Genomic DNA, 21,997 nt, shown 5'->3' with positions numbered 1-21,997 from the left:
GGGCATATTTTTGCGAGCCATCAATGTGGCGCGAAAAACGCTTGTGGCGCGGGGTTTCGCGGGCCATTTGCGGCCATTCCGGCCCGAGCGCGGGCGACAGGACGGAAAAAGATGACCGAAGACGAGATTCTCGCCGAATTCCGCGCGGCCGGCGCGCTGCTCGAAGGGCACTTCCTGCTCTCGTCGGGCCGCCACAGCGCGCATTACCTGCAGTGCGCGCGGGTGCTGATGGACCCGATGCGCGCCTCGCGCCTCGCTGCCGCGCTCGCCGCGAAGCTCCCGCGCGAGCTGAGGAACAGCATCGACAAGGTCGTCTCGCCGGCGATGGGCGGGGTCATCATCGGCCACGAGATGGGCCGCGCGCTGGGCAAGGAGGCGATGTTCGTCGAACGCCCGACCGGGACGTTCGAACTGCGCCGCGGCTTCGCCCTTACCCCCGGCGACAAGGTGCTGATGGTCGAGGACGTGGTCACCACCGGGCTCTCCAGCAAAGAGGCGATTCTGGCGATCGAGGAAGCCGGCGGCGAAGTCGTCGCAGCGGCTTCATTGGTCGACCGTTCGGGCGGCACCGTCGATCTGGGCGTCCCGTTCTTCCCGCTGGTGGCGCTGAGCTTTCCGACCTACGCGCCGGACGAACTGCCGGCGGAGCTGGCGGGAAGCGAGGCGGTGAAGCCCGGGAGCAGGGCAAAACCGTGAGCCTCTACACCCCCGGCAAGCTGCGGCTCGGCGTCAACATCGACCATGTCGCGACGATCCGCAACGCACGCGGGGGAGATCATCCCGATCCGGTCCGCGCCGCGGAGATCGTCGCGGCCGTCGGCGGCGACGGGATCACCGCGCACCTGCGCGAGGACCGTCGCCACATCCGCGACGAGGACCTTGCCCGCATCCAAGCCGCGACCAGCCTGCCGCTCAACCTCGAGATGGCCGCGACCGACGAGATGCTGGAGATCGCGCTGCGCCATCGCCCTCACGCCGCCTGCATCGTCCCCGAGCGGCGCGAGGAGCGCACGACCGAGGGCGGGCTCGACGCCGCCGGGCAGCACAACCGCCTTGCGCCGATCGTCTCGCGCCTCGCAGACGCCGGAATCCGCGTCAGCCTGTTCATCGCCCCCGAGCCGCGCCAGATCGAGGCGGCGATCAGGCTCGGCGCGCCGGTGGTCGAGCTTCACACTGGCGAATATGCCCATGCCGAGGGCGAGGCCCGCGCCGTGGAACTCAAGCGCATCGCCGACATGGCCGCGCTCGCCGCCCGCAACGGGATCGAGCCGCACGCCGGCCACGGCCTCACCTATGACAACGTCACCGCCATCGCCGCGATACCGCAGTTGGCCGAGCTCAACATCGGCCACTACCTGATCGGCGAGGCGATCTTCACCGGGCTGGAAAGCGCCGTGCGCCGGATGCGCGACCTGATGGACGCGGCGCGGTGAATCCTACCCGGAACGGGGAGGGGGACCAGCCGCAGGCTGGTGGAGGGGCACGGGCAGTGAACCATTCCGTGCGTTCGTGTTCACGGTGGGTGCCCCTCCACCATGCTTCGCATGGTCCCCCTCCCCTTGCAGGGGAGGTTCTATAGAATGATCATCGCCATCGGCTCCGACCTCTGCAACATCGAGCGGATCCAGGCCTCGCTCGACCGGTTCGGTGAGCGCTTCGAAAACCGCGTGTTCACCGAGGTCGAACGCGCCAAAGCCGCGCGCCGCCCCTACACCCGCGCCGGGACCTATGCGAAGCGCTTCGCGGCGAAGGAGGCGTTCTCCAAGGCGGTCGGCACCGGTTTCAAGACGGGCGTGTTCATGAAGGACATCGGCGTGGTCAACGCCAAGTCCGGCGCGCCCACCCTCGCCCTCACCGGCGGCGCGGCGGCGCGGCTGGCGAAGCTGACGCCCGATGGGCACGAGGCGGTGGTCCATCTCACCCTCACCGACGACCACCCGTGGGCGCAGGCCTTCGTGGTGATCGAGGCGCGGCCGCTGTGAGCGGGGACAAGAACGACGCGGGCGCGACGGGGACACCGAGTACGGTGTCCCCTGAGCAGCACAACGCGGGGACACCGTATTCGGTGTCCCCTATTGGCGAGAACGGGGACACCGAACACGGTGTCCCCGGCGCTGCTCCCTCCCCCTACCCCGCCCCGACCGAGGGCGAGCCGGAGCCCGAGCCGATCAACTGGTGGTCGGAGCTGCGCGGACTGATCGCCATGCTGCTGGCGGTGGTGCTGTTCCACAGCCTGGTCGCCAAGCCGTTCTACATCCCGTCGATCTCGATGATGCCGAACCTGCTGGTCGGCGACCGGCTGGTGGTGTCGAAGTATCCCTATGGCTGGTCGTGGGTCTCGGCCTCGTTCCACGTCCTGCCGCGCAGCGCGACGCGCATCCTCCCGGGCACGCCCGAGTACGGCGACGTGGTGATCGTCGTCCCGCCCAACACCGACGAGGATTACATCAAGCGCGTCGTCGCCCTGCCGGGGGACCGGATCGCCGTGGTCAACGGGCAGATCGTGCTCAATGGCAAGCCGGTGCCGCAGGCAGTGCAGCCGCCGGTCGATATCCCGATCGACGCCAACAACCCTTGCGACCCGCAGACCTTCCCCGCCGCGCAGTTCCGCGACCTGCAAGGCAACATGTTCTGTGAGCTGCCGCTGCTGCGCGAAACGATGCCGAACGGGGTCAGCTACAACGTCATCGACCACCGCGACCAGCCGCTCGACCACTTCGGCGAAATCACCGTCCCACCGGGCCACGTGTTCCTGATGGGCGACAACCGCGACCATTCGGCCGACAGCCGCGCCAGCATCGAGGAGCGCGGGCTCGGCGGGCCGGTGCCGCTGTCCGATGTCGGCGGGCGGGCCGAGTTCATCACCTTCTCGCTCGACGGCAGCGAGACCTGGAATCCGCTCTCGTGGTGGAAGTCCTTGCGCTCGGGCCGCGCCGGCAGCAGCCTGCGCCCGGAACTCGATCCGGCAAACCGGGTTGAGGGCGCAAGAGGGGGCCCATGAGCAACGACAGCGACAACACCATGACCGCGGCGGGACCGACCGACTTCCAGTCGGGCTTCGTGCGGACCGAGGCAAAGAAGGCGGCGATCTGGCTCGGCGTGGCGGCGCTGTTCGCGCTCGTCGTCGTGCTCGCCCAGCCCATTCTCGTGATCTTCGGCGGGATCGTCTTCGCGGCGATGATCGACGGCGGCCAGCGCCTGATTGCGCGCGCGGCGCCGATGATCCCGCGCGGGATCCGGATCACCATGGTGCTGCTGACGGCGGTCGCGTTCGTCGTCTGGCTGGTGGTCTTCGCCGGGAGCCAGATCGCCGAACAGGCCGCGCAGTTTCCGGCGCTGATCGAGACCCAGTTTGGCCGCCTGTCGCAGCTGGCGGCCAGCTACGGGATCGCGCTCGAGAACGTCAACCTGCAGGAGATCGCGGGCCAGGTCATCGGCAGCGTCGGTGCGGTGACCCGGGCGCTCGGCGGGATCCTCGGCGGGTTCACCACCGCGTTCCTGATCATGATCCTCGGCATCTATTTCGTGATCGAGCCCGACCTCTATCGCCGCGGCTTCGCGTGGATGCTGCCCGAGAACAACCGCCGCCACTTCGAGGGCACCGCGTTGCGCATGGGCCGGTCCTTGCGGATGCTGCTGTTCGGACGGCTGATCGGCATGGCGGTGGAAGGAGTCGCGACCTGGGCGCTGCTCGCCTGGTACGGCGTGCCGATGGCCGCGCTGCTCGGCCTCCTCACCGGCCTGCTGGCGTTCCTGCCCAACATCGGCGCGCCGATATCCGGCCTGCTGATGGTCCTCGTCGGCTTTTCCGGCGGGACCGAGATGGGGCTGTTCTGCATCGCGGTCTATGTCGTGGTGCAGACGGTCGACGGCAACATCATCGTCCCCATGGTCGCCAAGCGCACCGCGGATCTCGCGCCTGCGCTGGTGCTGGGGGCGCAGCTGATGTTCGGGCTGCTGTTCGGCATCCTCGGCCTCGCGCTCGCCGATCCGATCGTGGCGATGATCAAGATCGCGCTCGAGCGCCAGGCCGAGCGCAACACGGCCGAAGCAGCGGAAGGCTGACGAAATGGCGCGCAAGTTCCTTTATGTGATCGCCGGCCTCGTGGTGCTGGTCATGGTCGTGCTGGTCGTGCTCAACATCTGGGCCAAGGACCTGACCCGCATGGCGTTCGCGCCGTCGGTCCCGTTCCAGAGCGCCGCGCCGCTGGCGGGCAATGCCTACCAGGACCCGGCGATGTGGATTTCGCGCCCCGGAAAGGGGCCGACCGACCCGGCGCTGTGGACCCCGCCCGGCTATACCCGGCCCGCCTCGCCGGGATCGCGGGCGGCGGTGTTCTTCATCCACCCGACCAGCTATTTCGGCCGCGACCACTGGAACGCCCCGCCGACCGATGCCGACGCGAATGCGCGGGCGGAGCTGTTCGTCAAGGGAATGGCCAGCCCGTTCGGCGGCGCGGCCGAAGTCTGGGCACCGCGCTATCGCCAGGCGACCTTCGGTGCTTTCCTGGTCGATGGCGAAGACGGCCAGCGCGCGCTCGACCTCGCCTATGGCGACGTGCGCGCGGCGTTCGACCTGTTCCTCGCCTCGGTCCCGCAGGATGCGCCGATCGTCCTCGCCGGGCACAGCCAGGGCGCGGCGCTGCTGATGCGACTGATGCAGGATCGCGTGGCGGGCAAGCCACTGGCGAGCCGCATCGTCGCCGCCTATCCGGTCGGCTGGCCGATCTCGACCACCCACGACCTGCCGCGCATGGGCCTGCCGGCCTGCGCGACCCCCGACCAGGCGGGCTGCGTGATGGGCTGGGGCAGCTGGGCCGAACCGGCGGAACCCGAAAAGCTCTCCGCCGGCAGCGTCGCCACGCTGGGCCTCGACGGCCAGCCGCGCGCGGGCAGCCCGCTGCTCTGCTCGAACCCGCTGACCGGGCAGGCCGGCGGCAGTGCCCCGGCGAGCGCCAACCTTGGCACGCTGGTGCCTACCTCCGACCTGTCGAGCGGCACGCTCACCCCCGGCGCGGTGCCGGCGCGGTGCGACGAGCGCGGGCTGCTGCTGATCGGCGACCCGCCGCAGATGGGCTCCTACGTGATGCCGGGCAACAACTACCACGTGTACGACATCCCGCTGTTCTGGGCGAACGTCGCCGCCGATTTCGCGCGGCGCGAGGCGGCGTGGACCAAGTCCGCGGGGAGCAAGGCCCCGGTACGGTGATCACTACGTCGGCGGCCGAGCTGCGCGAGGCGCTGCCGCATGGCGGCATGCTGCTCGGGCTCGACACCGGGACCAAGACCATCGGCACCGCGCTGTGCGACGCCGGTTGGCGCTTCGCTACCGCGGGCAAGACGATCTTCCGCAAGAAGTTCACCATCGACAAGGCGGTGATCCGCGATCTCGTGGCGGAACGCGGGGTCGTCGGCCTCGTCATCGGCCTGCCGCTCAACATGGACGGCAGCGAGAGCCCGCGCAGCCAGGCGGCGCGGGCGATGGCGCGCAACCTGAGCGATCTCGGCCTGCCGATCCTGCTGTGGGACGAGCGCTGGACCACCCAGGCTGCCGAGCGCAGCCTGATCGAACAGGACTTCAGCCGCGCCAAGCGCGCCGAACGCATCGACTCGGCCGCGGCGGCGCTGATCCTGCAAGGCGCGATCGACGCGCTGGCCGGGGCGGCGTTCTGATCCACCACGGGTCCAAACAATTCCGTCCGTGCTGAGCTTGTCGAAGCACCGCCCTTTTTCGTGGCACAGCGTCGGAACAAAAGAAGGAAGGTCCTTCGACAGGCTCAGGACGAACGGAGGTGGAGGTCCATGGACTTCCTAAGCCGCCAGCATCGCCCGCCTTCGCCGCGCTTCGCCCGCGACCATCCGGCTGCCCGCGAGCTCCGCGTGGCGCCAGATCGCATCGCGTCCGGCGACGTCGTCGTCAGTGAGCGCCAGCGCCTCCCACGCGGCGAGGCGCATCCGGTCGCTGGGGTGGCTGCGCCCGAACCCGGCGGCAAGGTCGAGCGCGCCGGGCGCGCCGATCGCCACCGCAATCCGCAGCATCGTCTCCGCCGGCCCCGCGCCGAGAATGCCGGCGATCTCGCCCTTGTCGACATCGAAGCGGTACTGGTCATGCCAGCCCTGGTCGGCGCGCATGTGCATGAGGTTGAGGCTGACCGAGAGGCTTTCCGCCGGGTGCTGGACATGGACGTCGCGGTGGGCGCGGTAGAGCTGGAGCCTGCCTTCCTGGAGCTGGGTGCGCCCGGTGAAGTGCAGGTCCACCTTCTCCCCGCGATAGCCCGCGACGGCTTGGTAGTCGTACTCGTAATAGTCGCTCCAGTAGCCCGGGCCGAAGTAGCCGTAAGTGAGGAAGCTGAAGTTGTGGTCGTGCGGCAGGCCGATGGCGAAGGCATCGCCGCCGCTGGCGCGAAACGCGGCTTCCTGGGGCGAGGGCCAGAGGTTGGCGCGCAGGAACACGTTGCCAAACGCGGGCGAGAGCACCACGACCTGCGGGCCATAGTCGCTCTGCCTCTCGTCCACCTCGCAGCGCCGGGCGAGGTCGGCGACCAGCCGCTCGGCGAGGAAATCGGGATTCGCGCCGAGCGCGGCGAGCAACCGCGCGCCCGCCAAAAGGCTGCCCTCGTCCTCCGGATCGAAGCGAAGCGCGCTGACGCCGTCGACCGCCTCTTCGAGCGAGATCGCAGGCTGGGGGGTGAGACCGATCACGCGGGGCACAGCGCATCCTCCTCCATCGCGGCGAGCGCCGGGTGGCGCGCCGCCAGTTGCTCGGCGAGCTGGCGGGCCGGTCCGGACAGGGGATCGCCCGCCTCCCCCGCGCCGAGCAGCGCGGCAAAGCCTTGCGCGGTGTCGAGCGCCAGCCCCTCGCGCAGCGCCTGCCAGCGCAGCGCCGGGTCGAGCGCGCGGTCGCCGGCGACGTTTGCGATGGCCGGGGCGGCCTCGCGGCGGTTCATGCGCCCGAGCAGCGCCATCGCCAGCTCCATCCGGCTGTCGCGCTGGCGCGCCGCAGCGCGGTGGACGACCGCGCCGGTTGCAAGGTCCACTTCCTCCATCGCCGTGGGACGGGCCGGACGCCGATAGAGCCGCAAGGTCGCGAGCATCGCCCCGACCTGGTCGAGCACCAGCGCCTCGAACCCGGCGTCGAGGTCGAGCCGTACCCCGGGATGAAGCGCGACCGTGCGGAAGGTCAGGCCCTTGCCGCAGCGCCGGACAACCCGCCCCTCGGTCTCGCCCGCAAGCACGGTGAGGGCAAGCTCGCCGCCCTGAAAGCCCGCCCGCCGCGCCGCACCCTGCCCCGCCGCGCGCCACGCATCGCCGTCGACCAGCGCCAGCGACAGCGATGAGCGCCGGGCCATCGCCAGCGTCAGGGAATGGAGCGTGGCGCTGGCGAAGTGCGGACGGCGCAGCTGGCCGAGCGGGGCGTCCCGCAGGCCGGAGAGCGCGCCCGCCAGCATCCGCCCCGCGAACCGGCCTCCCGCCAGCGCACGGCGCAGCGCCGGACACGTATCCAGCCCGGCGCCGTCGCCGTGGCGGGCGAGGTCGGCAAGGACCGGCCCCGCCCTCCCGCTCGCCGCGTCCCAGCCCGCCGCCACGCGGGCGCAGGCCGCCGGCAGCAGCGCCGGATCGGCGCGGAGCGCGGCAATGGCGGGGTCGATCCGCATGGGGCTCAGCCCCCGCCCGATCCGTCGGTGCCTTCGCCGCCGTTCCAGTCGTAGATGAACACCATCAGCACGACGATCAGGTCGCCGGTTGCGGACAGGTCCTGCGGGGCGCTCCGGGTGGAGCCGTAAAGCCCCGTGCCCATGTCGAGGTCGGGCAGGTCGGTCAGGTCGAGTCGCGGCATCTTCATCGCAGGTCATCCCCGTTGGCGCCGGCCCGTCGCCGGCCGCTCGAAGGTCCGCGCCGAGCGGCGTGGATGGAAATTAAAAGGTTGTAATCGCCCCGGCCGCTCGGCAGGAATTCGCCCCATGTCCGAGGAACCCGCCGACAAGCTCCCCAGTTTCCCGCTGCCTGCCGACTGGGATTTCGATCCCGCGATCGCGGCCAAGGTGATGAACCGGCGCGGCCACGGCGGCTTCCTCGGCATCCGCTATCTGGGGCATGGGGAAAACTGGCTCGAGCTCGGGATGCCGTGGCGCGAGGACCTCGTCGGCGACGAGAGCACCGACGTGCTCGCCTCCGGCCCGATCATCGCCCTGCTCGACAACGCCACCTCGATGGCGACATGGGTCCGGCGCGGCAAGTTCAGCCCGCAGGCAACGCTCGACCTCAGGATCGACTATGTCCGCGCCGCGACTCCCGGCAAGATGCTGATCGGCCGCGGCGAATGCTACCAGCTCAAGCGCTCGATCGGGTTCGTGCGCGGCATCGCCCACGAAGGCGATCCCGGCGATCCGGTCGCCCACGCCGCGGGCATTTTCATGATGGTGGGGATGTGACGATGGACAGCGAGACCGCGCTGATCGCCGCCGTCAACGCCAAGCTCCCGCCCTATGCCCGCTCGCTCGGCCTCAAGGCGGTGCGGATCGAGCACGGCGCGCCGCTGATGGAGCTGCCGTTCGCCGAGAACGTCCACGGCCGTCCCGGCTATTTCCACGGCGGGGCGCTGTCCGGCCTGCTTGAGATCGCCGGATTCACCGCGCTGCGCATGGCGCTCGACGCGAAGGGCGGGGGCATGCGGTTCAAGCCGGTCAACGTGAACGTCGAGTTCCTGCGCGGCGCGACGGACGCGATGCCGACCGTCGCGCTCGGCGAGGTTACCCGCGCCGGCCGCCGCATCGCCAACGTCTCGATCCGCGCGTGGCAGGACGACCGCGAGAAGCCGGTGGCAGAAGCCTGGATGAACTTCCTGCTGTCGGCGGAGAAGTAGGGCCACGAGACTTGGCGTCGTCCCGGACTTGATCCGGGACCGCTGGCGGTTCCATGCGAACTTGCTTGCAAGCACCTGCCACCGGTCCCGAGTCGAGCCCGGGACGACGTGGTCGGTTATGCGAGGGTGAACCTCAGCACGACCACCAGCCCCTGCTCCGGCACCGCCGCCCCCTCGGGCAGGCGCACCGCATCGGCCCTGGCGCGGGCGAGGATGGCGGCGGGGATCTTCCCCTGGAGCACCAGCACGTCGGCCTGGCCGAGCAGGCGCGCGTCGCGCAGGGTCAGGTCGTCGGGATCGGCGCTGCGCAGGGTGATGTCGTGACGGCCCAGCGCCGGGGTGCCCGCACCGTCCAGCCAGCCGGCCACGCGCCCCGCGGCATCGTCGTCGAAGGGATCGAGCGCCGCGCCGGCGCCCAGCGCCACATCCAGCGCGGCGCGGCGGTCGCGGGCGGCGGGCCAGCGCCGGCGCATGGCCCCGCGTGCCGCCTCCAGCCCCGAAGCCAGCGCGCCCAGCCCTTGCGGCAGCAGCGCCTCCAGCCGCAGCCGCACCGCCTTGGCCAGCCCCGCCGACGCCCCGCCGGTGCCGACCGCGATCAGCACGGGATCGCGATCGACGATCGAGGGGGTGGTGAAATCGCACAGTTCGGGCCGGTCGACGACGTTGACCAGCAATCCGGCGCAGCGCAGGCGGATCGCATCGGCCTCGCAAGATCCTGAATCGTCGTGCGCGACGAACGCCAGCCGTGCACCCTTGTCGATGCCTTCGGCCAGATCGGCGATGACCTGCCCGCCGGCCCGCTCCACCAGCCGGCGCTTGGCTTCCGCCGCATCGCCCTCGCCCAGCACGATGACTGGCTGGCCGCGAACCGTGTGAAACAGGGGAAGCGAGCGCATCAGCCCACCCCGCTGCGATTAGCCTCGCATTCGCTCGGCAAGTCTCGCGCCCCTCCCGCATGCGGGAGGGGAATGCACGGGTTTGTCTCCCCTCCCGCATGCGGGAGGGGTTGGGGGTGGGCCTGCCGTACCCTCAGGCCAGCCATTCCGGCACGCGTTCGGCTGCGGTGATCGTTTCCGGCATGATCCGGTCGGCAACCACTGCAAACTTGTCGCCGTCGACCATGACCTCGGCGACGAAGCCGCGGCTGTTGTAGCTCGACGCCATGGTCGCGCCGTAAGCCCCGGCGGTGCGGAACACCGCAAGGTCGCCGGTTTCCAGCGCGTCCATCTCGCGGCCCATGGCGAAGGTGTCGCCGGTTTCGCAGATCGGGCCAACGACGTTGCCGACCATCCGCACGCCGCGCGGGGTGACCGCGTCGATGTCGTGCCAGGCGCCGTACATCGCCGGGCGTGCCAGGTCGTTCATCGCCGCGTCGACGATCACGAACGGCGCGGCGTTCGAGCTGCGCTTGACCCGGATCACCCGCGTCAGCAGCACCCCGGCGTTGCCGACGATCACCCGGCCGGGCTCGAACATCAGCCGCACGTCCCAGCCGGCGGTGACCCGCGCGACCATCGCCCCGTATTCGGCCGGCGAGGGGAACACTTCGCCCGCCTTGTAAGGCACGCCCAGCCCGCCGCCGAGGTCTGCGTGCGTGAGGCTGCACCCGGCAGCGCGGATTTCGGCGATCAGCGCGCCCAGCTTGATGAACGCGCTCTCCAGCGGTTCCAGTTCGGACAGCTGGCTGCCGATGTGGCAGGCGACCCCGCACATGTCGAGGCCGGGCAGCGCGGCAAGTCGGGCATAGATCCCGGCGGCGCGGTCGATCGGCACGCCGAACTTGTTTTCCGCCTTGCCGGTCGAGATCTTCTCGTGCGTCCGCGCATCGACATCGGGGTTCACGCGCAGCGCGCAGGCCGCGCGCTTGCCCAGCGCGGCGGCGAGCGCGGCGAGTTCGACACCCTCTTCCTCGCTCTCGATGTTGAACTGGCCGATCCCGGCCTCCAGCCCCCTGACCATCTCGCTGGCGGTCTTGCCGACGCCGGAGAAGACGATGTCGTCCGCCGCCATCCCCGCCGCCAGCGCGCGGGCCATTTCGCCGCCGGAGACGACGTCCGCCCCCAGCCCCTCGCGCTGCATCACCTTGAGCACGGCGAGGTTGGGGTTGGCCTTGATCGCGAAGGCGATGTGCGCGTGCCTGAGCGGCGCGAGCGCTTCCTTGAACACGCGGGCATGACGCTCGAGCGTGGCGCGCGAATAGACATAGACGGGGGTGCCGACCGCTTCGGCGATCGCTGGCAGCGGGACGTCCTCGGCGTGGAGGACGCCGTCCTTGTAAGTGAAATGATCCATCGGAAAGGGTCTCGCGAAACTACTTGCTGGTGTCTTCGGGGGGGAGGTCGAACGGGTCGTCCTCGCGCTCCTCGGAGCGTTTTCGCAGTTCCACGCTGCGCTCGGGCTTCGCCTGCGACGGCGGCTCGAGCAGGTCGTCGGCGTTGGGCCGGTCCTCGCGGCCATAAGGGGCGGAGGGCAGCGCCTCGCCCGCGGCGGGCATCAGCTCGCGGCGGTTGCCGCAGGCGGCGAGCGCGAGCGCGGCGAAGGTGACAAGGGCCAAAGTGCGGGTGCGGTTCACGAATATTCCTCAGTCGAGTCCCAGCGCCTCGCGCGCCTCGGCCACGCGCTTCCTTACCTCGGCCGGCGCGGTTCCGCCATGGCTGGCGCGCGCGGCTACGCTCGCCTCGACCGAAAGCGCGGCATAGACCCGCTCGTCGATCCGCGCATCGATGGCCTTGAGGTCTTCGAGCGGCAGCTGGTCGAGCGCGACGCCGCGGCCTTCGGCGAGCTTCACCGCGCTGCCGGTGATGTGGTGCGCCTCGCGGAACGGGATGTCGGCCTGGCGGACCAGCCAGTCGGCAAGGTCGGTCGCGGTGGCGAAGCCGAGTTCGGCGGCGGCGCGCATCCGGTCGGTGCGGAACTGGGTGTCGGCGACCATCCCGGTCATCGCCGCGATCGAAAGCGCGAGCAGGCCGGCGGCCTCGAAAACCGGCGGCTTGTCGTCTTGCATGTCTTTCGAATAGGCGAGCGGGAGGCCCTTCATCGTCATCATCAGCGACACGAGGCAGCCCGAGATCCGCCCGGCATGGCCGCGCACCAGCTCGGCCGCGTCGGGGTTCTTCTTCTGCGGCATGATCGAGCTGCCGGTGCTCAGCGAATCCGGCAGGCGGACGAAGCCGAACGGCTGGCTCGCCCAGATGATGAACTCTTCGGCGAGGCGCGAGAGGTGGAGCGCACAGCTGCTGGCCGCCATCAGGTAGTCGAGCGCAAAGTCGCGGTCCGAGACCGAATCGAGGCTGTTCGCGGTCGGGCGGTCGAAGCCGAGCGCCTCGGCGGTGCGGAAGCGGTCGATGGGAAAGCCGGTGCCGGCGAGCGCCGCCGAGCCGAGCGGCGATTCGTTCATCCGCGCCCGCGCGTCGGCAAAGCGCGAGCGGTCGCGGCGGATCATCTCGTAATAGGCCATCAGGTGGTGGCCCAGCGTGACCGGCTGCGCGGTCTGCAGGTGGGTGAAGCCGGGCATGATCGACCCGGCGTGTTCCTCCGCCCGGCTGACCAGCGCGACCTGCAGCTGGACGAGCCCGGCCTCGGCCTGGTCGATCGCGTCGCGGACCCACAGGCGGAAGTCGGTCGCGACCTGGTCGTTGCGGCTGCGCGCGGTATGGAGCCGCCCCGCTGCCGGCCCGATCAGCTCGGCAAGGCGGCTTTCGGTGGTCATGTGGATGTCTTCGAGGTCCCAGTCCTCGGGCACGCCATTGGCTTCGTATTCGCCCGCGACCGTGTCGAGACCGGCAGCGATGGTGGCCGCATCCTCGGCCGAAACGATGCCTTGCGCACCGAGCATCGCGACATGAGCCTTGGACGCGGCGATGTCTTGCCGCCACAGTGCCTTGTCGAAGGGAATCGAGGCGTTTATCTCGCGCATGATTGCCGACGGCCCTTCCGCGAACCGTCCGCCCCACATCGCGTTGGAGCCTGCCTTGCTGTCGTCCCGCTCGCTCAAAGTGCTCGTCCTCGCCGGCCTCGCGGCCCTGTCCGCGGGGTGCGATAGGCAAAGCGCCGATACGGCGCAACCGCAGAGCGCGGCTTCGGGCGAGGCGAAACCTTCGGGCGAAGGCTTCAACGGCACGCTCGATATCTCGAACCGCGGCGCGCAGATGCCCGACATCACCGTGACCGACGCCAGCGGCGAGACGCTGCGCCTGCCGGAACTCAAGGGTAAGCCGCTGCTGGTCAACCTGTGGGCGACGTGGTGCGGGCCGTGCGTGCTGGAAATGCCGACACTCGACAGGCTGGCGCAGGACCATGACGGGCGGATGCGGGTGCTGACGGTGAGCCAGGACATCGAGGGCGCGGCGAAGGTGACGCCGTTCTGGCAGGGCAAGGACTACCGGAAGCTCGAACCGTGGCTCGATACCGAAAACGCGCTCGGCTTCCACTACAACACCGGCATGCTCCCCACGACCGTGCTTTACGACAAGGACGGGCGCGAGGTGTGGCGGATGATCGGCGCGCACGACTGGGCCGGCCCGCGGACCGAGGCAATGCTGGCGGATACGGTGGGTTAGGTCAGCCACTCCCCGCCGCGACACTCGTCATTGCGAGGCCGCAGGGCGCGGCAACCAGAGCGAGCGCCTTTGCTGGAGTGCTTCGTCGCTTCGCTCCTCGCAATGACGCTGGTGAAGAATGCGGCGTCGGCCTTTCCGTTCAGCCACAGGAAAGCACTCTTCGCCGAACCTGCCGCCGCGCTGTTTCGGACCGTTAAGCGGTTGGCAGTGCGGGCGTGGCCGCTAGGATGGGCCGCAGACTGGCGAGGGGACCGATGATGAAGAGAAGCGCACTCTGGCTCGCAGGAGCCATGCTGCTGGCCGCTCCGGCGGTGGCGCAGACGGCGCTCGATCCCGATGCCAGCGCGCAGGGCGACGTTTCGGTCACCATCTACAACTCCGGGCAGGCGCTGGTGCAGGACGTGCGCCAGATCGCGATCGCGCAAGGCCGCAGCCGGATCGAGTTTCCCGACGTCTCGGCGATGATCCGCCCCGAAACGCTGAGCTTCGCCGCGGCGGGCGCGGGCATCGTCGAACAGAACTTCGACTTCGACCTGCTCACTCCCGACAAGCTGATGGAAAAGGCGATCGGCCAGACCGTCACCCTGATCCGCACCAACCCGGCGACCGGGGTCGAGACCCGCGAGCTGGCGACGGTGCTGTCCACGCAAGGCGGCACCGTGGTCCGCATCGGCAACCGGATCGAGGTGCTGCGCGAGGACGGTTTGCCGGTCCGCGCGGTGTTCGACCGCATCCCCGCCGGGCTGCGCGCGCGCCCGACCCTCTCGGTCACCGTGGAAAGCGACCGCGCCGGCACGCGCCCCGCAGCGATCCGCTACCTCACGCAGGGGCTCGGCTGGTCGGCCGATTATGTCGCGCTCTATGACGAGGGCGCAGAGAAGATGGACATGCAGGGGTGGGTGACGCTCACCAACAACACCGGCACGACCTTCCGCAGCGCCAGCACGCTGCTCGTCGCGGGCAATCCTAGCGCCGGTGGCGGCCGCCGTCCCGGGATGATCCGCCCCGGCACCCAGACCCCGGGCCGGGAGGCGCTGGGCGACTATTACCTTTATCCGATCGCCGGGCGCACCACGATCGCCAATGCCCAGACCAAGCAGGTCAGCTTCCTCGACGTGCAGGGCGTGACCGCGCGGAAGGTCTATCGGCGCGAGATCGGCTGGCAGCAGAGCGACAGCGACTTCGTCAACGTCTCGAGCGAGATCTCTTTCTCCACCGCCAGGGCCGGCGGGCTGGGTGACGCGTTGCCGGCCGGGACGGTGCGGTTCTACCAGAAGGACCGGCAGGGTAATCCGCAGTTCATCGGCGAAAGCGCTATCGGGCACAGCCCGATGGGCAGCGAGATGAGCCTCAAGACCGGCGAGGCCTTCGATATCCTGACCCAGGCGACCGTCACCAAGCGCGAGAAGATCACCTCAGACGAGTGGGAAAAGACCGCCCGCTACCGCGTGGTTCGCGAAGGCAAGGTCGTCGAGACCGGCGAGGTCGAGGTGCCGAAGACCTATTACCGGACGGTGATGACCTACAAGCTGACCAACGCCAAGGACAAGCCGGTGACCGTCGAGCTGGTCCAGCGCGGACTGGACTCCGGATGGTGGGACACCGACTTCCGCGTGGTCAACGAAAGCCTGGCCGGCACCCAGATCAGCAACGACGCACGCAAGTGGGCGGTGCCGGTTCCGGCCAACGGCGAGGCCGAAGTGACGGTCGAGTTCCAGACCCGCTTCTGAGCGCGATGCGCCCCTTCGCCCTCCTGTTCAGCGCGCTGCTCCTGCCATGGCAGGCAGCTACGGCCCGCGAAACCGTGGACGCCTCCGCGCCCAAGGCGCTGTCGGTGACCGTGTACCGCGCGCCCTATGCGGAGCCGGGCACGACGCTCGACCTCAACTGGCTCCAAGGCTACGCGCTGATCAGCGAGACGCGCACGGTGACGCTGCCTCCGGGCGAGGCGACGGTGCGTTTTCCCGGGGTCGTCGGCGGGATGGTCGCGGTCAGCGCGATCGTGACGGGCCTGCCCGGCGGAACCATCGAGAAGAACCGCAACGCCGCGCTGCTTTCCCCCGCCTCGCTGGTCGATGGCACCTTGGGCAACCGCGTGACGATCACCCGGACCAACCCGGCGACCGGTGTCAGGACCAGCGAGAGCGCGATCGTGCGCACCCGTGCAGACGGCGGGCTGGTGCTCCAGACAAAGGCCGGGTTCGAGGCGGTCGGCTGCGCCGGGGTGCCCGAAACGCTCGGCTTCGACCGCGTGCCGGACGGCCTGCTGCCGGTACCGGTCTATACAATCGACACCCGGTCGCCGAACGGCGGGACCTACACCGTGCGGCTGACTTACCTGGCCAGCGGGTTCGACTGGCGGGCGAACTATGTCGCGCACCTCGCCCCCGGCATCGGGGCGGAACGCAAGCTCGACCTCACCGCATGGCTGACCGTGGCCAACGAGAACGGCGAGAGCCTGCCGGACGCGCAGCTGCTCGCGGTGGCCGGCAAGCTCGAGATGGAGAGCGACCCGCGCGACCTGTCGGAAGCGCCGGTCGCGGCGCCGCTCTCCCTGACCTGCTATCCGCTGGCGATCCGGGGGCTGCCGGAACCGCCCGACCTGATCCTCCCGCCGCCGCCCCCGCCCCCCCCGCCCGCGCCGGTCATGGCCATGCCTGAAATGGCGATGGACATCGTCGTCACCGCGAGCCGCGTCGCCGCGCCGGCAAAGGTCGCCGCGATCGCGTCGGAGGAAAATCTCGGCGACCTCAAGCTGTTCCGTGTCCCCGGCACCGCCGATGTCGCCGCCAAGGGCATGAAGCAGGTCGCTTTTCTCCAGCGCGAGAACGTCAAGGGCACGGTGATCCACAAGGCCTCGTGCACGCTCGGCGATGCCGAGTGGATGGACCCCGATGACGAGTGGGATCTCGAGAACACCGACTGGTCGGCGGTCAATTTCCTGTGGCGGGCGAAGAACGACAAGGCCCACAATCTCGGCGTGGCGCTGCCGATGGGCAAGGTCAGCGTGTTCGAGGAAAGCCGCGGCGAATCGCTGCTGCTCGGTGAGGACGACCTGCGCGACTACGCCTCGGGCGAGGACGTCGAGGTCGAGCTCGGCCAGAGCCCGGCGGTGCTTCAGCGCTGCACCTGGGACGGCTCGCGCGCCAGCAAGGCCAAGCAGTACGACACCGACGGCAAGTGGCACGAACTGCAGGTCGAACTCGCCAACGCCAATGCCGGCGCGGCGGCGGTGGAACTGGCGCTGGGCGCAGCGGACCGGTGGAAAGTGCGCGGACTGCCCGGCAAGGTCTATTTCCGCGACGGGGTGCAGGTCGTCGATATCAAACTGAAACCCGGCGAGCGGCGCACCGTGAAATGGGACGCCAGGTCGGCATCCTGAGCCGGCTGCGTCACCGCCCGACCGGAACCGTCCGGATATCGCAGCACAGGCCCTCCGCCTCGAACCGCGTTTCGACCGCCTCGATCCCCTTCTGCGGAACCAGCAGCCGCGAGCCGAGCCCGCGCCGGGTGGGGGCGGTCACGGCTGGGCCGCCGGTTTCGCGCCATGCGAAGCAGATCCGCCTGCCGTCCTCGCTGCTCTCGACCCGCCAGTCGAGCGCCACGCTCCCGTTCGCATTCGACAGCGCGCCGTGCTTGAGGGCATTGGTGCACAGCTCGTGCAGCGCCATGACCAGCGGAACGCAGGCTTCCGCCGGGACCTCGCAGGGCTCACCGGCCAGCCGGATGCGGTCCTCGCCGTTGAACGGCCCGACCGCCTGTTCGGCCAGCTCGGGCAGTCGGCATTCGCTGTCATTGCCCAGCGACAGGAGTTCGTTGGCCTTGGCCAGCGCAGCGAGTCGGCCACCGAAGTCCCGGAAGAACGCCGGTGGGTCCGGCGCGCGAGCGCCTTGCGCGGCCAGCGCCTGGACGATGGCGAGGCTGTTCTTGATGCGGTGCTGAAGCTCGCGGTTGAAGCCGTCCTGCCGCTCCATCAGGTCCTCGACCTCGGCCAGCATCCGCCGCAGCATCGTGCCGACGAGGACGAGCACGGATCCGGCAAAGAGCAGGAGAACCAGGAGCACCACCCGAGGTGCCTCGTAATCGGCCATCAACGGCTGCGCCGGCGTCAGCAATCGGATCGCCCCGAACGACAGCAGGCCCGTGAACAGCGCATAGCGCCAGTCGAGCAGGACCGCCGCCACCAGCACCGCGGGGTAGAAGGTCGTGAACGGGAAGCCGCCTGCGCCCCGGTCGACGAGCCAGCGGACCGCGAATCCGGCCGCGACCAGTGCCAATGCGATGGCAATGCGCTCGGGATGGCTGCGCCTCGCGAGGATGAACCGGCGGAGGCGCGTGCCGTCGATCATCAGTCGGGCACGTAGCTCGGTCTGCGCTTTTGGAGAAATGCAGCCATGCCCTCGGCGAAATTGGGGCTGGCGCTGGTCATCAGCTGGTTGCGATTCTCGATCGCCATGGCGGCCTCCAGCGAGGGGGAGTCGATGGCGAGATTGAGGCCTTCCTTGGTCATGCGCAAGCCCTTGGGGCTGGCGGCGAGCATCTCTTCGACATAGCTCAGCGCGGCGGCCTCCAGCTGGTCATCGGGAACGACCTCGCTGACCAGCCCGGTCGCCAGCGCACGCGGGGCGTGGATGAAGCGACCGGTCAGCATCAGCTCCGCCGCGACCGACGCGCCGACCTGGCGCGGGAGGAAATAGCTGACGCCCATGTCGCACGACGACAGGCCAAGCTTGATGAAGGCGGCGTTCATCCGCGCGCTCTCCCCGGCGATGCGGATGTCGCTGGCCAGCACGAAGGCGAACCCGCCGCCACAGGCCGGCCCGTGGACGAGGCTGAGGATCGGCTGCGGACAGCGGCGCATCTTTACATAGACATCGGCGAGGTAGCCCTGGAACGAGAATCCGCCGCCGAACGGGATCTTGCCGCGGTCGCTGGCGCGCTCCTTGATGTCGAGCCCGGCGCAGAACGCCTTGCCGGCACCGCGCATCACCACCACCCGGACCGAGCCGTCGTTGTAGAGCCGGCCGAAGTAGTCGTTCAGTTCCTCGACCATCTTGAGGTTGATGGCGTTCATCGCCCCGGGCCGGTTGAGCGTCAGCCAGTCGGCCTGCCCGCGCTTTTCGACGGTGATCGTTTCATAGGCCATCGCATCTCTCCGCTTATGTCTTAACCGCACGGTTAAGACACCTCGGAGAACGGCGCAAGCTAGCCGTCGCGCAGGTCCAGCCAGGCGACGACGTCGTTGTCGGTGGCAAGGAACAGGTCGGCCTGGATTTCCTCCGGCTCGGCCGCGGCGGCCTGCATCGCCGCTGCGAGCGGGCCGTACATGAGCGTCGTCGCGGTGCCCGCCTCGCCGTCGAGATGGTAGAGGCGCACGGTGGCGTCGAGAAAGGTGGTGCGCATCAGTCGGCGTCGCGCTTCGCGCCGTCGACGGTGCGGGACAGCCGCTCCGCCTCGGAGCTGTCGCGGGCCTTTTCGGCCCTGGTGCGGCCATGCCTCGCGCGGCTCTCGGCCGCCGCCTGCCCGGCGTCGCTGCGCGCCTTCGCCTTGCGCGCCGTCCTCAGGTTGACGATTTCGGCCATTACAGCTCCCCGGTCACGGCAAGGATCGTATCATGGATCGCCGTCAGGTCATCCGCCGAGATGCAGTAGGGCGGCATCACATAGACCGTGTTGCCGAGCGGGCGGAGCAGCACGTCCCGCGCAGTGAACGCCGCCTTCAGCCGGGGGCCGAGGTCGGAGAGATAACCGTCGCCTGCGCCTTCGACCTCCATCGCGATCACCGTGCCGAGCTGGCGCGGACGGGTGATGCGGGGATGCGCTGCCAGCCGCCCCAGCCCCGCCGCCTGCCGCTCCGCCAGCAGCGCCACCCGCTCCAGCACCGGCTCCTCGCGCCAGATCGCGAGGTTGGCACCTGCCGCGGCGCAGGCGATCGGGTTGGCGGTGTAGCTCGAGGAATGGAAGAACTGCTTCGCGCGGTCGCTGGAATAATGTGCGGCGTAGATCTCCGGCGTCGCCATCGTCACCGCCAGCGGGAGCGCCCCGCCGGTCAGGCCCTTTGACAAGCAGAGGATGTCGGGCACGACGCCCGCCTGCTCGCAGGCCAGCAGCGTGCCGGTGCGGCCCCAGCCGGTCATCACCTCGTCGGCGACGAACAGCACGCCGTGGCGCGCGCAGATCGCGCGCATCTCAGCCAGCACCCACTCGGGGTACGTGAGCATCCCGCCGGCGCCGAGCAACAGCGGTTCGACGATGAACGCGGCGGCGTCCCCGGCGGCGCAGGCCGCGTCCAGCGCATCGAGACTGGCCTGCTCCGCGCCGCTCGCGGGGAACGGGATCGTGCCTACATCGAACAGCAGCGGCTCGTAGGGCTTGTTGAACACCCCGCGCGCGCCGACCGACATCGCCCCGATGGTGTCGCCGTGGTAGCTGTGCTCGAGCACGAGGATCCGGTGCCGCGCCTCACCCCGGTGTGCAAACGTGCCCAGCGCCATCTTCAGCGCAACCTCGACGCTGGTCGAGCCGCTGTCGGAGAAGAACACGTAGTCCAGCGGGCCCGGCATGATCCGCACCAGTTCTGCGGCGAGGTCTTCCGCGGGCTGGTGCGTCCATCCGGCGAAGATCAGCTGGTCGAGCCGCTCGGTCTGCGCCCGGATCGCCGCCATGATCTGCGGGTGGCAGTGCCCGTGCGTCGTTACCCACCACGACGAGATCGCATCGAGCACCCGGCGGCCGCCAGCGGTGTAAAGCGCCGCGCCCTCGGCATGGGTGACCAGCGGGATCGGCTCTTCCAGCCCGTGCTGGTGGAACGGGTGCCAGACCGGGGAGGTCACAGCAGGTCCGTGCGAATGTGCGCCGCAAACGCGTCGGCCAGCGCTTCCGGCGTCAGCGGGTCGAGGCGTGGGAGGCGGCCCAGGTGGGTGACGCTCCCGAACCGCACGATCGCGGCCTCGCTCGCCGCATTCCCGTCGCCGCTGAAGATCACGCCGTGGACGGCGAGCCCGCGCGCCCGCAGCGCCTCGAGCGACAGCAAGGAATGGCTGATCGTGCCAAGGCTCGTCCGCGCGACAAGGATCACCGGCAGGTCCCACATCGCGAACAGGTCCGCCGACAGCAGCGTGTCCGACACCGGCACCAGCACTCCGCCCGCGCCTTCGACCACCAGCGGTCCATCGCCTTCAGGCAGGGCCAGCCGCGCCGGATCGATGGTCACCCCGTCGATCCGTGCCGCTTCATGGGGTGAGCACGGGGTCTGCAGCACATAGGCTTCGGGCAGCACCTGCGCCCGGCCGCCCGACAGCGCCGCGACCCGCAGCGAATCCGTCTCGTCGTCGGTCCCGGCCTGAACCGGCTTCCAGTACCGCGCGCCAAGATGGCCCACGAGCGCGGCGGCGACGACGGTCTTGCCGACGTCGGTGTCGGTGCCGGTCACGCAGTAGCGGGGCATGTCTCGCGTCCGGTCAGTTCGCCGAGCAGCGCGGCGAGGGCAGCGATCTGGCTCTCGTCCGCGTTGTTGGTAATCGTGATCCGCAGCCGCGAGGTGCCCTGTGGCACGGTCGGCGGGCGAATGGCGCGCACGTCGAACCCGGCCGCCTGGACCTTGCCGGCCAGCGCCATCGCTCGCGCATCCTCTCCCACCACCAGCGGCAGGATCTGAGTGCCGGTCACCGTCGCACCGAGCGGGGCGAACAGCCGTTCGGCCAGCGCGATCCGCGCCCACAGCTGGTCGCGCAGTTCCGGCATCGTCCACATCAGGCCGAGCGCGGCGCGCACCACCGCCGCCATCAGCGGCGACGGCGCGGTCGAGAAAATAAACCCGCGCCCGCGGTTGACGAGGAAATCGGCGACGACCGCCGGCCCGCAGACCAACGCCCCTTCCGCCCCAAGCGCCTTGCCGCAGGTGCGCAGGCTGACGACATTGTCGCGGCCCTCGAGATGCGCGGCGAGGCCGCGCCCTTCGGGTCCGAACACGCCGGTGGCGTGAGCTTCGTCGATCAGCAGCACCGCGTCATGCCGGTCGGCGATCTCGATCAGTGCATCGAGCGGAGCGACGTCCCCATCCATCGAGTAGAGGCTTTCGACCGCCAGCCACGCCCGCCCGGTGCCGCCCTGCGCGCGCCACTGTCGGATCGCGCCCTCGAACGCATCGGCGCGGTTGTGGGCGACCGCGACGCGCTCGGCCCGGCCGATCCGCAGCCCTTCGTGCGCGCTGGCGTGGACCAGTTCGTCGTGGACGACGAGATCGCCGCGCTGGGGGAGCGTCGAGAACAGCGCCTCATTCGCCGCGAACCCGCTGGAGAAGAACAGCGCCCGCTCGCAGCCGAAAAATGCCGCGGCATCCGCTTCCAGCGCTTCGTGCTCGGGATCGTTGCCGCGGAGCAGCCGCGAGCCGCCGGAGCCGGTCGGCACGCCGCGATCGAGCGCCGCCCGCGCCGCCTCCGCCAGCAGCGGCGAGCGCGACAGGCCGAGGTAGTCGTTCGAGCTGAAGTCGACACCGGACTGCGGCGACAGGGTGCGGCGGCGCGCCTGCCCGGACAAGCGGGCGAGGTCCGCCGCCTGCGCGGCGAAAGCCACGT

26 protein-coding genes are annotated in these 21,997 nt (G+C 69.9%); 12 read left to right on the top strand and 14 right to left on the bottom strand.

All coding sequences use genetic code 11. The features are described from left to right. Nucleotides 1-111: 111 nt before the first annotated feature. The 7 genes from pyrE (at nucleotide 112) to ruvX (ending at nucleotide 5,673) form a co-directional block, all read left to right on the top strand. Nucleotides 112-696, top strand: a complete 585-nt coding sequence (gene pyrE, locus AC3WLD_RS17060) for an orotate phosphoribosyltransferase (RefSeq protein ID WP_492558172.1) — start codon at nucleotides 112-114, stop codon at nucleotides 694-696. Continuing rightward, the gene (locus tag AC3WLD_RS17055) at nucleotides 693-1,433 is read left to right on the top strand and encodes a pyridoxine 5'-phosphate synthase (RefSeq protein WP_492558171.1); all 741 of its coding nucleotides are present in this window, start codon (nucleotides 693-695) and stop codon (nucleotides 1,431-1,433) included. The genes pyrE and AC3WLD_RS17055 overlap by 4 nt, the downstream gene beginning before the upstream one ends. 147 nt (nucleotides 1,434-1,580) lie before the next feature. Then, entirely contained in the window at nucleotides 1,581-1,982 is a 402-nt protein-coding gene (gene acpS / locus AC3WLD_RS17050) for a holo-ACP synthase (RefSeq protein ID WP_492558170.1), read from the top strand. Nucleotides 1,983-2,074: 92 nt separating this feature from the next. Further along, nucleotides 2,075-3,001, top strand: coding sequence for a signal peptidase I (lepB, locus tag AC3WLD_RS17045; RefSeq protein ID WP_492558215.1), 927 nt, complete (start codon nucleotides 2,075-2,077; stop codon nucleotides 2,999-3,001). After that, on the top strand, nucleotides 2,998-4,065 hold the full coding sequence (locus AC3WLD_RS17040) for an AI-2E family transporter (protein WP_492558169.1): 1,068 nt from the start codon (nucleotides 2,998-3,000) through the stop codon (nucleotides 4,063-4,065). Before lepB ends, AC3WLD_RS17040 begins: the two co-directional genes overlap by 4 nt. 4 nt (nucleotides 4,066-4,069) lie before the next feature. Next, nucleotides 4,070-5,209 carry a DUF3089 domain-containing protein gene (locus AC3WLD_RS17035; RefSeq protein ID WP_492558168.1) on the top strand — a complete coding sequence of 380 codons (1,140 nt, stop codon included), beginning with the start codon at nucleotides 4,070-4,072 and terminating at the stop codon, nucleotides 5,207-5,209. Next, entirely contained in the window at nucleotides 5,206-5,673 is a 468-nt protein-coding gene (gene ruvX, locus AC3WLD_RS17030; protein WP_492558167.1) for a Holliday junction resolvase RuvX, read from the top strand. Before AC3WLD_RS17035 ends, ruvX begins: the two co-directional genes overlap by 4 nt. 138 nt (nucleotides 5,674-5,811) lie before the next feature. Here the strand turns inward: ruvX and AC3WLD_RS17025 are convergent, their stop codons facing one another. Genes AC3WLD_RS17025 through AC3WLD_RS17015 form a run of 3 tightly spaced genes read right to left on the bottom strand, consistent with a single transcriptional unit; the run spans nucleotide 5,812 to nucleotide 7,843 of the window. Beyond that, nucleotides 5,812-6,711: a transposase gene (locus AC3WLD_RS17025; RefSeq protein WP_492558166.1), complete on the bottom strand. Its 900-nt coding sequence runs from the start codon at nucleotides 6,709-6,711 to the stop codon at nucleotides 5,812-5,814. Beyond that, complete coding sequence (locus AC3WLD_RS17020) at nucleotides 6,699-7,655, bottom strand: hypothetical protein (protein WP_492558165.1); 957 nt, start codon at nucleotides 7,653-7,655, stop codon at nucleotides 6,699-6,701. The genes AC3WLD_RS17025 and AC3WLD_RS17020 overlap by 13 nt, the downstream gene beginning before the upstream one ends. Nucleotides 7,656-7,660: 5 nt before the next feature. Next, nucleotides 7,661-7,843 carry a hypothetical protein gene (locus tag AC3WLD_RS17015; protein WP_492558164.1) on the bottom strand — a complete coding sequence of 61 codons (183 nt, stop codon included), beginning with the start codon at nucleotides 7,841-7,843 and terminating at the stop codon, nucleotides 7,661-7,663. 118 nt (nucleotides 7,844-7,961) lie between these two features. Between AC3WLD_RS17015 and AC3WLD_RS17010 the strand changes: the two genes are divergently transcribed. Both AC3WLD_RS17010 and AC3WLD_RS17005 read left to right on the top strand, forming a co-directional pair. Beyond that, on the top strand, nucleotides 7,962-8,432 hold the full coding sequence (locus AC3WLD_RS17010) for a PaaI family thioesterase (protein WP_492558163.1): 471 nt from the start codon (nucleotides 7,962-7,964) through the stop codon (nucleotides 8,430-8,432). Nucleotides 8,433-8,434: 2 nt separating this feature from the next. After that, nucleotides 8,435-8,863, top strand: coding sequence for a PaaI family thioesterase (locus AC3WLD_RS17005; protein WP_492558162.1), 429 nt, complete (start codon nucleotides 8,435-8,437; stop codon nucleotides 8,861-8,863). Between the two features lie 116 nt (nucleotides 8,864-8,979). On the opposite strand, the gene AC3WLD_RS17000 is transcribed toward AC3WLD_RS17005, so the two are convergent. From AC3WLD_RS17000 to argH, 4 genes are all read right to left on the bottom strand, one after another. Further along, complete coding sequence (locus tag AC3WLD_RS17000; RefSeq protein WP_492558161.1) at nucleotides 8,980-9,759, bottom strand: precorrin-2 dehydrogenase/sirohydrochlorin ferrochelatase family protein; 780 nt, start codon at nucleotides 9,757-9,759, stop codon at nucleotides 8,980-8,982. Nucleotides 9,760-9,892: 133 nt separating this feature from the next. After that, nucleotides 9,893-11,155 carry a diaminopimelate decarboxylase gene (gene lysA, locus AC3WLD_RS16995; protein WP_492558160.1) on the bottom strand — a complete coding sequence of 421 codons (1,263 nt, stop codon included), beginning with the start codon at nucleotides 11,153-11,155 and terminating at the stop codon, nucleotides 9,893-9,895. A gap of 19 nt (nucleotides 11,156-11,174) precedes the next feature. Continuing rightward, complete coding sequence (locus tag AC3WLD_RS16990) at nucleotides 11,175-11,435, bottom strand: hypothetical protein (protein WP_492558159.1); 261 nt, start codon at nucleotides 11,433-11,435, stop codon at nucleotides 11,175-11,177. Between the two features lie 9 nt (nucleotides 11,436-11,444). Then, a complete protein-coding gene (gene argH / locus AC3WLD_RS16985) occupies nucleotides 11,445-12,818 on the bottom strand; it encodes an argininosuccinate lyase (protein WP_492558214.1) in 1,374 nt (457 codons plus the stop codon). A gap of 16 nt (nucleotides 12,819-12,834) precedes the next feature. Here argH and AC3WLD_RS16980 point away from each other — a divergent pair, with 16 nt between their 5' ends. The 3 genes from AC3WLD_RS16980 (at nucleotide 12,835) to AC3WLD_RS16970 (ending at nucleotide 16,804) form a co-directional block, all read left to right on the top strand. Continuing rightward, nucleotides 12,835-13,422 (top strand): TlpA family protein disulfide reductase, encoded by a 588-nt coding sequence (locus AC3WLD_RS16980; protein WP_492558158.1) that lies wholly within the window; start codon nucleotides 12,835-12,837, stop codon nucleotides 13,420-13,422. 257 nt (nucleotides 13,423-13,679) lie between these two features. Next, nucleotides 13,680-15,152: a DUF4139 domain-containing protein gene (locus AC3WLD_RS16975; RefSeq protein WP_492558213.1), complete on the top strand. Its 1,473-nt coding sequence runs from the start codon at nucleotides 13,680-13,682 to the stop codon at nucleotides 15,150-15,152. 5 nt (nucleotides 15,153-15,157) lie between these two features. Then, nucleotides 15,158-16,804, top strand: coding sequence for a DUF4139 domain-containing protein (locus AC3WLD_RS16970; protein WP_492558157.1), 1,647 nt, complete (start codon nucleotides 15,158-15,160; stop codon nucleotides 16,802-16,804). A 10-nt stretch (nucleotides 16,805-16,814) separates the two neighbouring features. On the opposite strand, the gene AC3WLD_RS16965 is transcribed toward AC3WLD_RS16970, so the two are convergent. Genes AC3WLD_RS16965 through AC3WLD_RS16935 form a run of 7 tightly spaced genes read right to left on the bottom strand, consistent with a single transcriptional unit; the run spans nucleotide 16,815 to nucleotide 21,995 of the window. Further along, nucleotides 16,815-17,771 carry a sensor histidine kinase gene (locus AC3WLD_RS16965; RefSeq protein ID WP_492558156.1) on the bottom strand — a complete coding sequence of 319 codons (957 nt, stop codon included), beginning with the start codon at nucleotides 17,769-17,771 and terminating at the stop codon, nucleotides 16,815-16,817. Further along, nucleotides 17,771-18,568 (bottom strand): enoyl-CoA hydratase/isomerase family protein, encoded by a 798-nt coding sequence (locus tag AC3WLD_RS16960; protein ID WP_492558155.1) that lies wholly within the window; start codon nucleotides 18,566-18,568, stop codon nucleotides 17,771-17,773. Before AC3WLD_RS16960 ends, AC3WLD_RS16965 begins: the two co-directional genes overlap by 1 nt. A 59-nt stretch (nucleotides 18,569-18,627) precedes the next feature. Next, the gene (locus AC3WLD_RS16955) at nucleotides 18,628-18,825 is read right to left on the bottom strand and encodes a hypothetical protein (RefSeq protein ID WP_492558154.1); all 198 of its coding nucleotides are present in this window, start codon (nucleotides 18,823-18,825) and stop codon (nucleotides 18,628-18,630) included. Beyond that, complete coding sequence (locus tag AC3WLD_RS16950; RefSeq protein WP_492558153.1) at nucleotides 18,825-19,004, bottom strand: DUF4169 family protein; 180 nt, start codon at nucleotides 19,002-19,004, stop codon at nucleotides 18,825-18,827. Before AC3WLD_RS16950 ends, AC3WLD_RS16955 begins: the two co-directional genes overlap by 1 nt. Further along, the gene (locus AC3WLD_RS16945; RefSeq protein WP_492558152.1) at nucleotides 19,004-20,254 is read right to left on the bottom strand and encodes an adenosylmethionine--8-amino-7-oxononanoate transaminase; all 1,251 of its coding nucleotides are present in this window, start codon (nucleotides 20,252-20,254) and stop codon (nucleotides 19,004-19,006) included. Before AC3WLD_RS16945 ends, AC3WLD_RS16950 begins: the two co-directional genes overlap by 1 nt. After that, the gene (gene bioD, locus AC3WLD_RS16940; RefSeq protein ID WP_492558151.1) at nucleotides 20,251-20,868 is read right to left on the bottom strand and encodes a dethiobiotin synthase; all 618 of its coding nucleotides are present in this window, start codon (nucleotides 20,866-20,868) and stop codon (nucleotides 20,251-20,253) included. Before bioD ends, AC3WLD_RS16945 begins: the two co-directional genes overlap by 4 nt. After that, nucleotides 20,850-21,995, bottom strand: a complete 1,146-nt coding sequence (locus tag AC3WLD_RS16935) for an 8-amino-7-oxononanoate synthase (protein ID WP_492558150.1) — start codon at nucleotides 21,993-21,995, stop codon at nucleotides 20,850-20,852. Before AC3WLD_RS16935 ends, bioD begins: the two co-directional genes overlap by 19 nt. Nucleotides 21,996-21,997: the final 2 nt, after the last annotated feature.

It is taken from the genome of Novosphingobium sp. FW305-C-111 (assembly GCF_058783565.1).
The sequence above is the reverse complement of the archived record's forward strand: the minus strand, read 5'-3'. Positions and strand labels throughout refer to the sequence as shown.

Coding starts and splice junctions, on each gene's coding strand:
- AC3WLD_RS17010 (WP_492558163.1), top strand. CDS start 7,962: ATGTCCGAGGAACCCGCCGACAAGCTCCCCAGTTTCCCGCTGCCTGCC.
- acpS (WP_492558170.1), top strand. CDS start 1,581: ATGATCATCGCCATCGGCTCCGACCTCTGCAACATCGAGCGGATCCAG.
- AC3WLD_RS16975 (WP_492558213.1), top strand. CDS start 13,680: ATGAAGAGAAGCGCACTCTGGCTCGCAGGAGCCATGCTGCTGGCCGCT.
- AC3WLD_RS16960 (WP_492558155.1), bottom strand. CDS start 18,568: ATGGCCTATGAAACGATCACCGTCGAAAAGCGCGGGCAGGCCGACTGG.
- AC3WLD_RS17035 (WP_492558168.1), top strand. CDS start 4,070: ATGGCGCGCAAGTTCCTTTATGTGATCGCCGGCCTCGTGGTGCTGGTC.
- AC3WLD_RS17020 (WP_492558165.1), bottom strand. CDS start 7,655: ATGCGGATCGACCCCGCCATTGCCGCGCTCCGCGCCGATCCGGCGCTG.
- AC3WLD_RS17000 (WP_492558161.1), bottom strand. CDS start 9,759: ATGCGCTCGCTTCCCCTGTTTCACACGGTTCGCGGCCAGCCAGTCATC.
- AC3WLD_RS16970 (WP_492558157.1), top strand. CDS start 15,158: ATGCGCCCCTTCGCCCTCCTGTTCAGCGCGCTGCTCCTGCCATGGCAG.
- AC3WLD_RS17040 (WP_492558169.1), top strand. CDS start 2,998: ATGAGCAACGACAGCGACAACACCATGACCGCGGCGGGACCGACCGAC.
- AC3WLD_RS16955 (WP_492558154.1), bottom strand. CDS start 18,825: ATGCGCACCACCTTTCTCGACGCCACCGTGCGCCTCTACCATCTCGAC.
- pyrE (WP_492558172.1), top strand. CDS start 112: ATGACCGAAGACGAGATTCTCGCCGAATTCCGCGCGGCCGGCGCGCTG.
- AC3WLD_RS17005 (WP_492558162.1), top strand. CDS start 8,435: ATGGACAGCGAGACCGCGCTGATCGCCGCCGTCAACGCCAAGCTCCCG.
- bioD (WP_492558151.1), bottom strand. CDS start 20,868: ATGCCCCGCTACTGCGTGACCGGCACCGACACCGACGTCGGCAAGACC.
- AC3WLD_RS16950 (WP_492558153.1), bottom strand. CDS start 19,004: ATGGCCGAAATCGTCAACCTGAGGACGGCGCGCAAGGCGAAGGCGCGC.
- argH (WP_492558214.1), bottom strand. CDS start 12,818: ATGTGGGGCGGACGGTTCGCGGAAGGGCCGTCGGCAATCATGCGCGAG.
- AC3WLD_RS17015 (WP_492558164.1), bottom strand. CDS start 7,843: ATGAAGATGCCGCGACTCGACCTGACCGACCTGCCCGACCTCGACATG.
- AC3WLD_RS16965 (WP_492558156.1), bottom strand. CDS start 17,771: ATGATCGACGGCACGCGCCTCCGCCGGTTCATCCTCGCGAGGCGCAGC.
- lysA (WP_492558160.1), bottom strand. CDS start 11,155: ATGGATCATTTCACTTACAAGGACGGCGTCCTCCACGCCGAGGACGTC.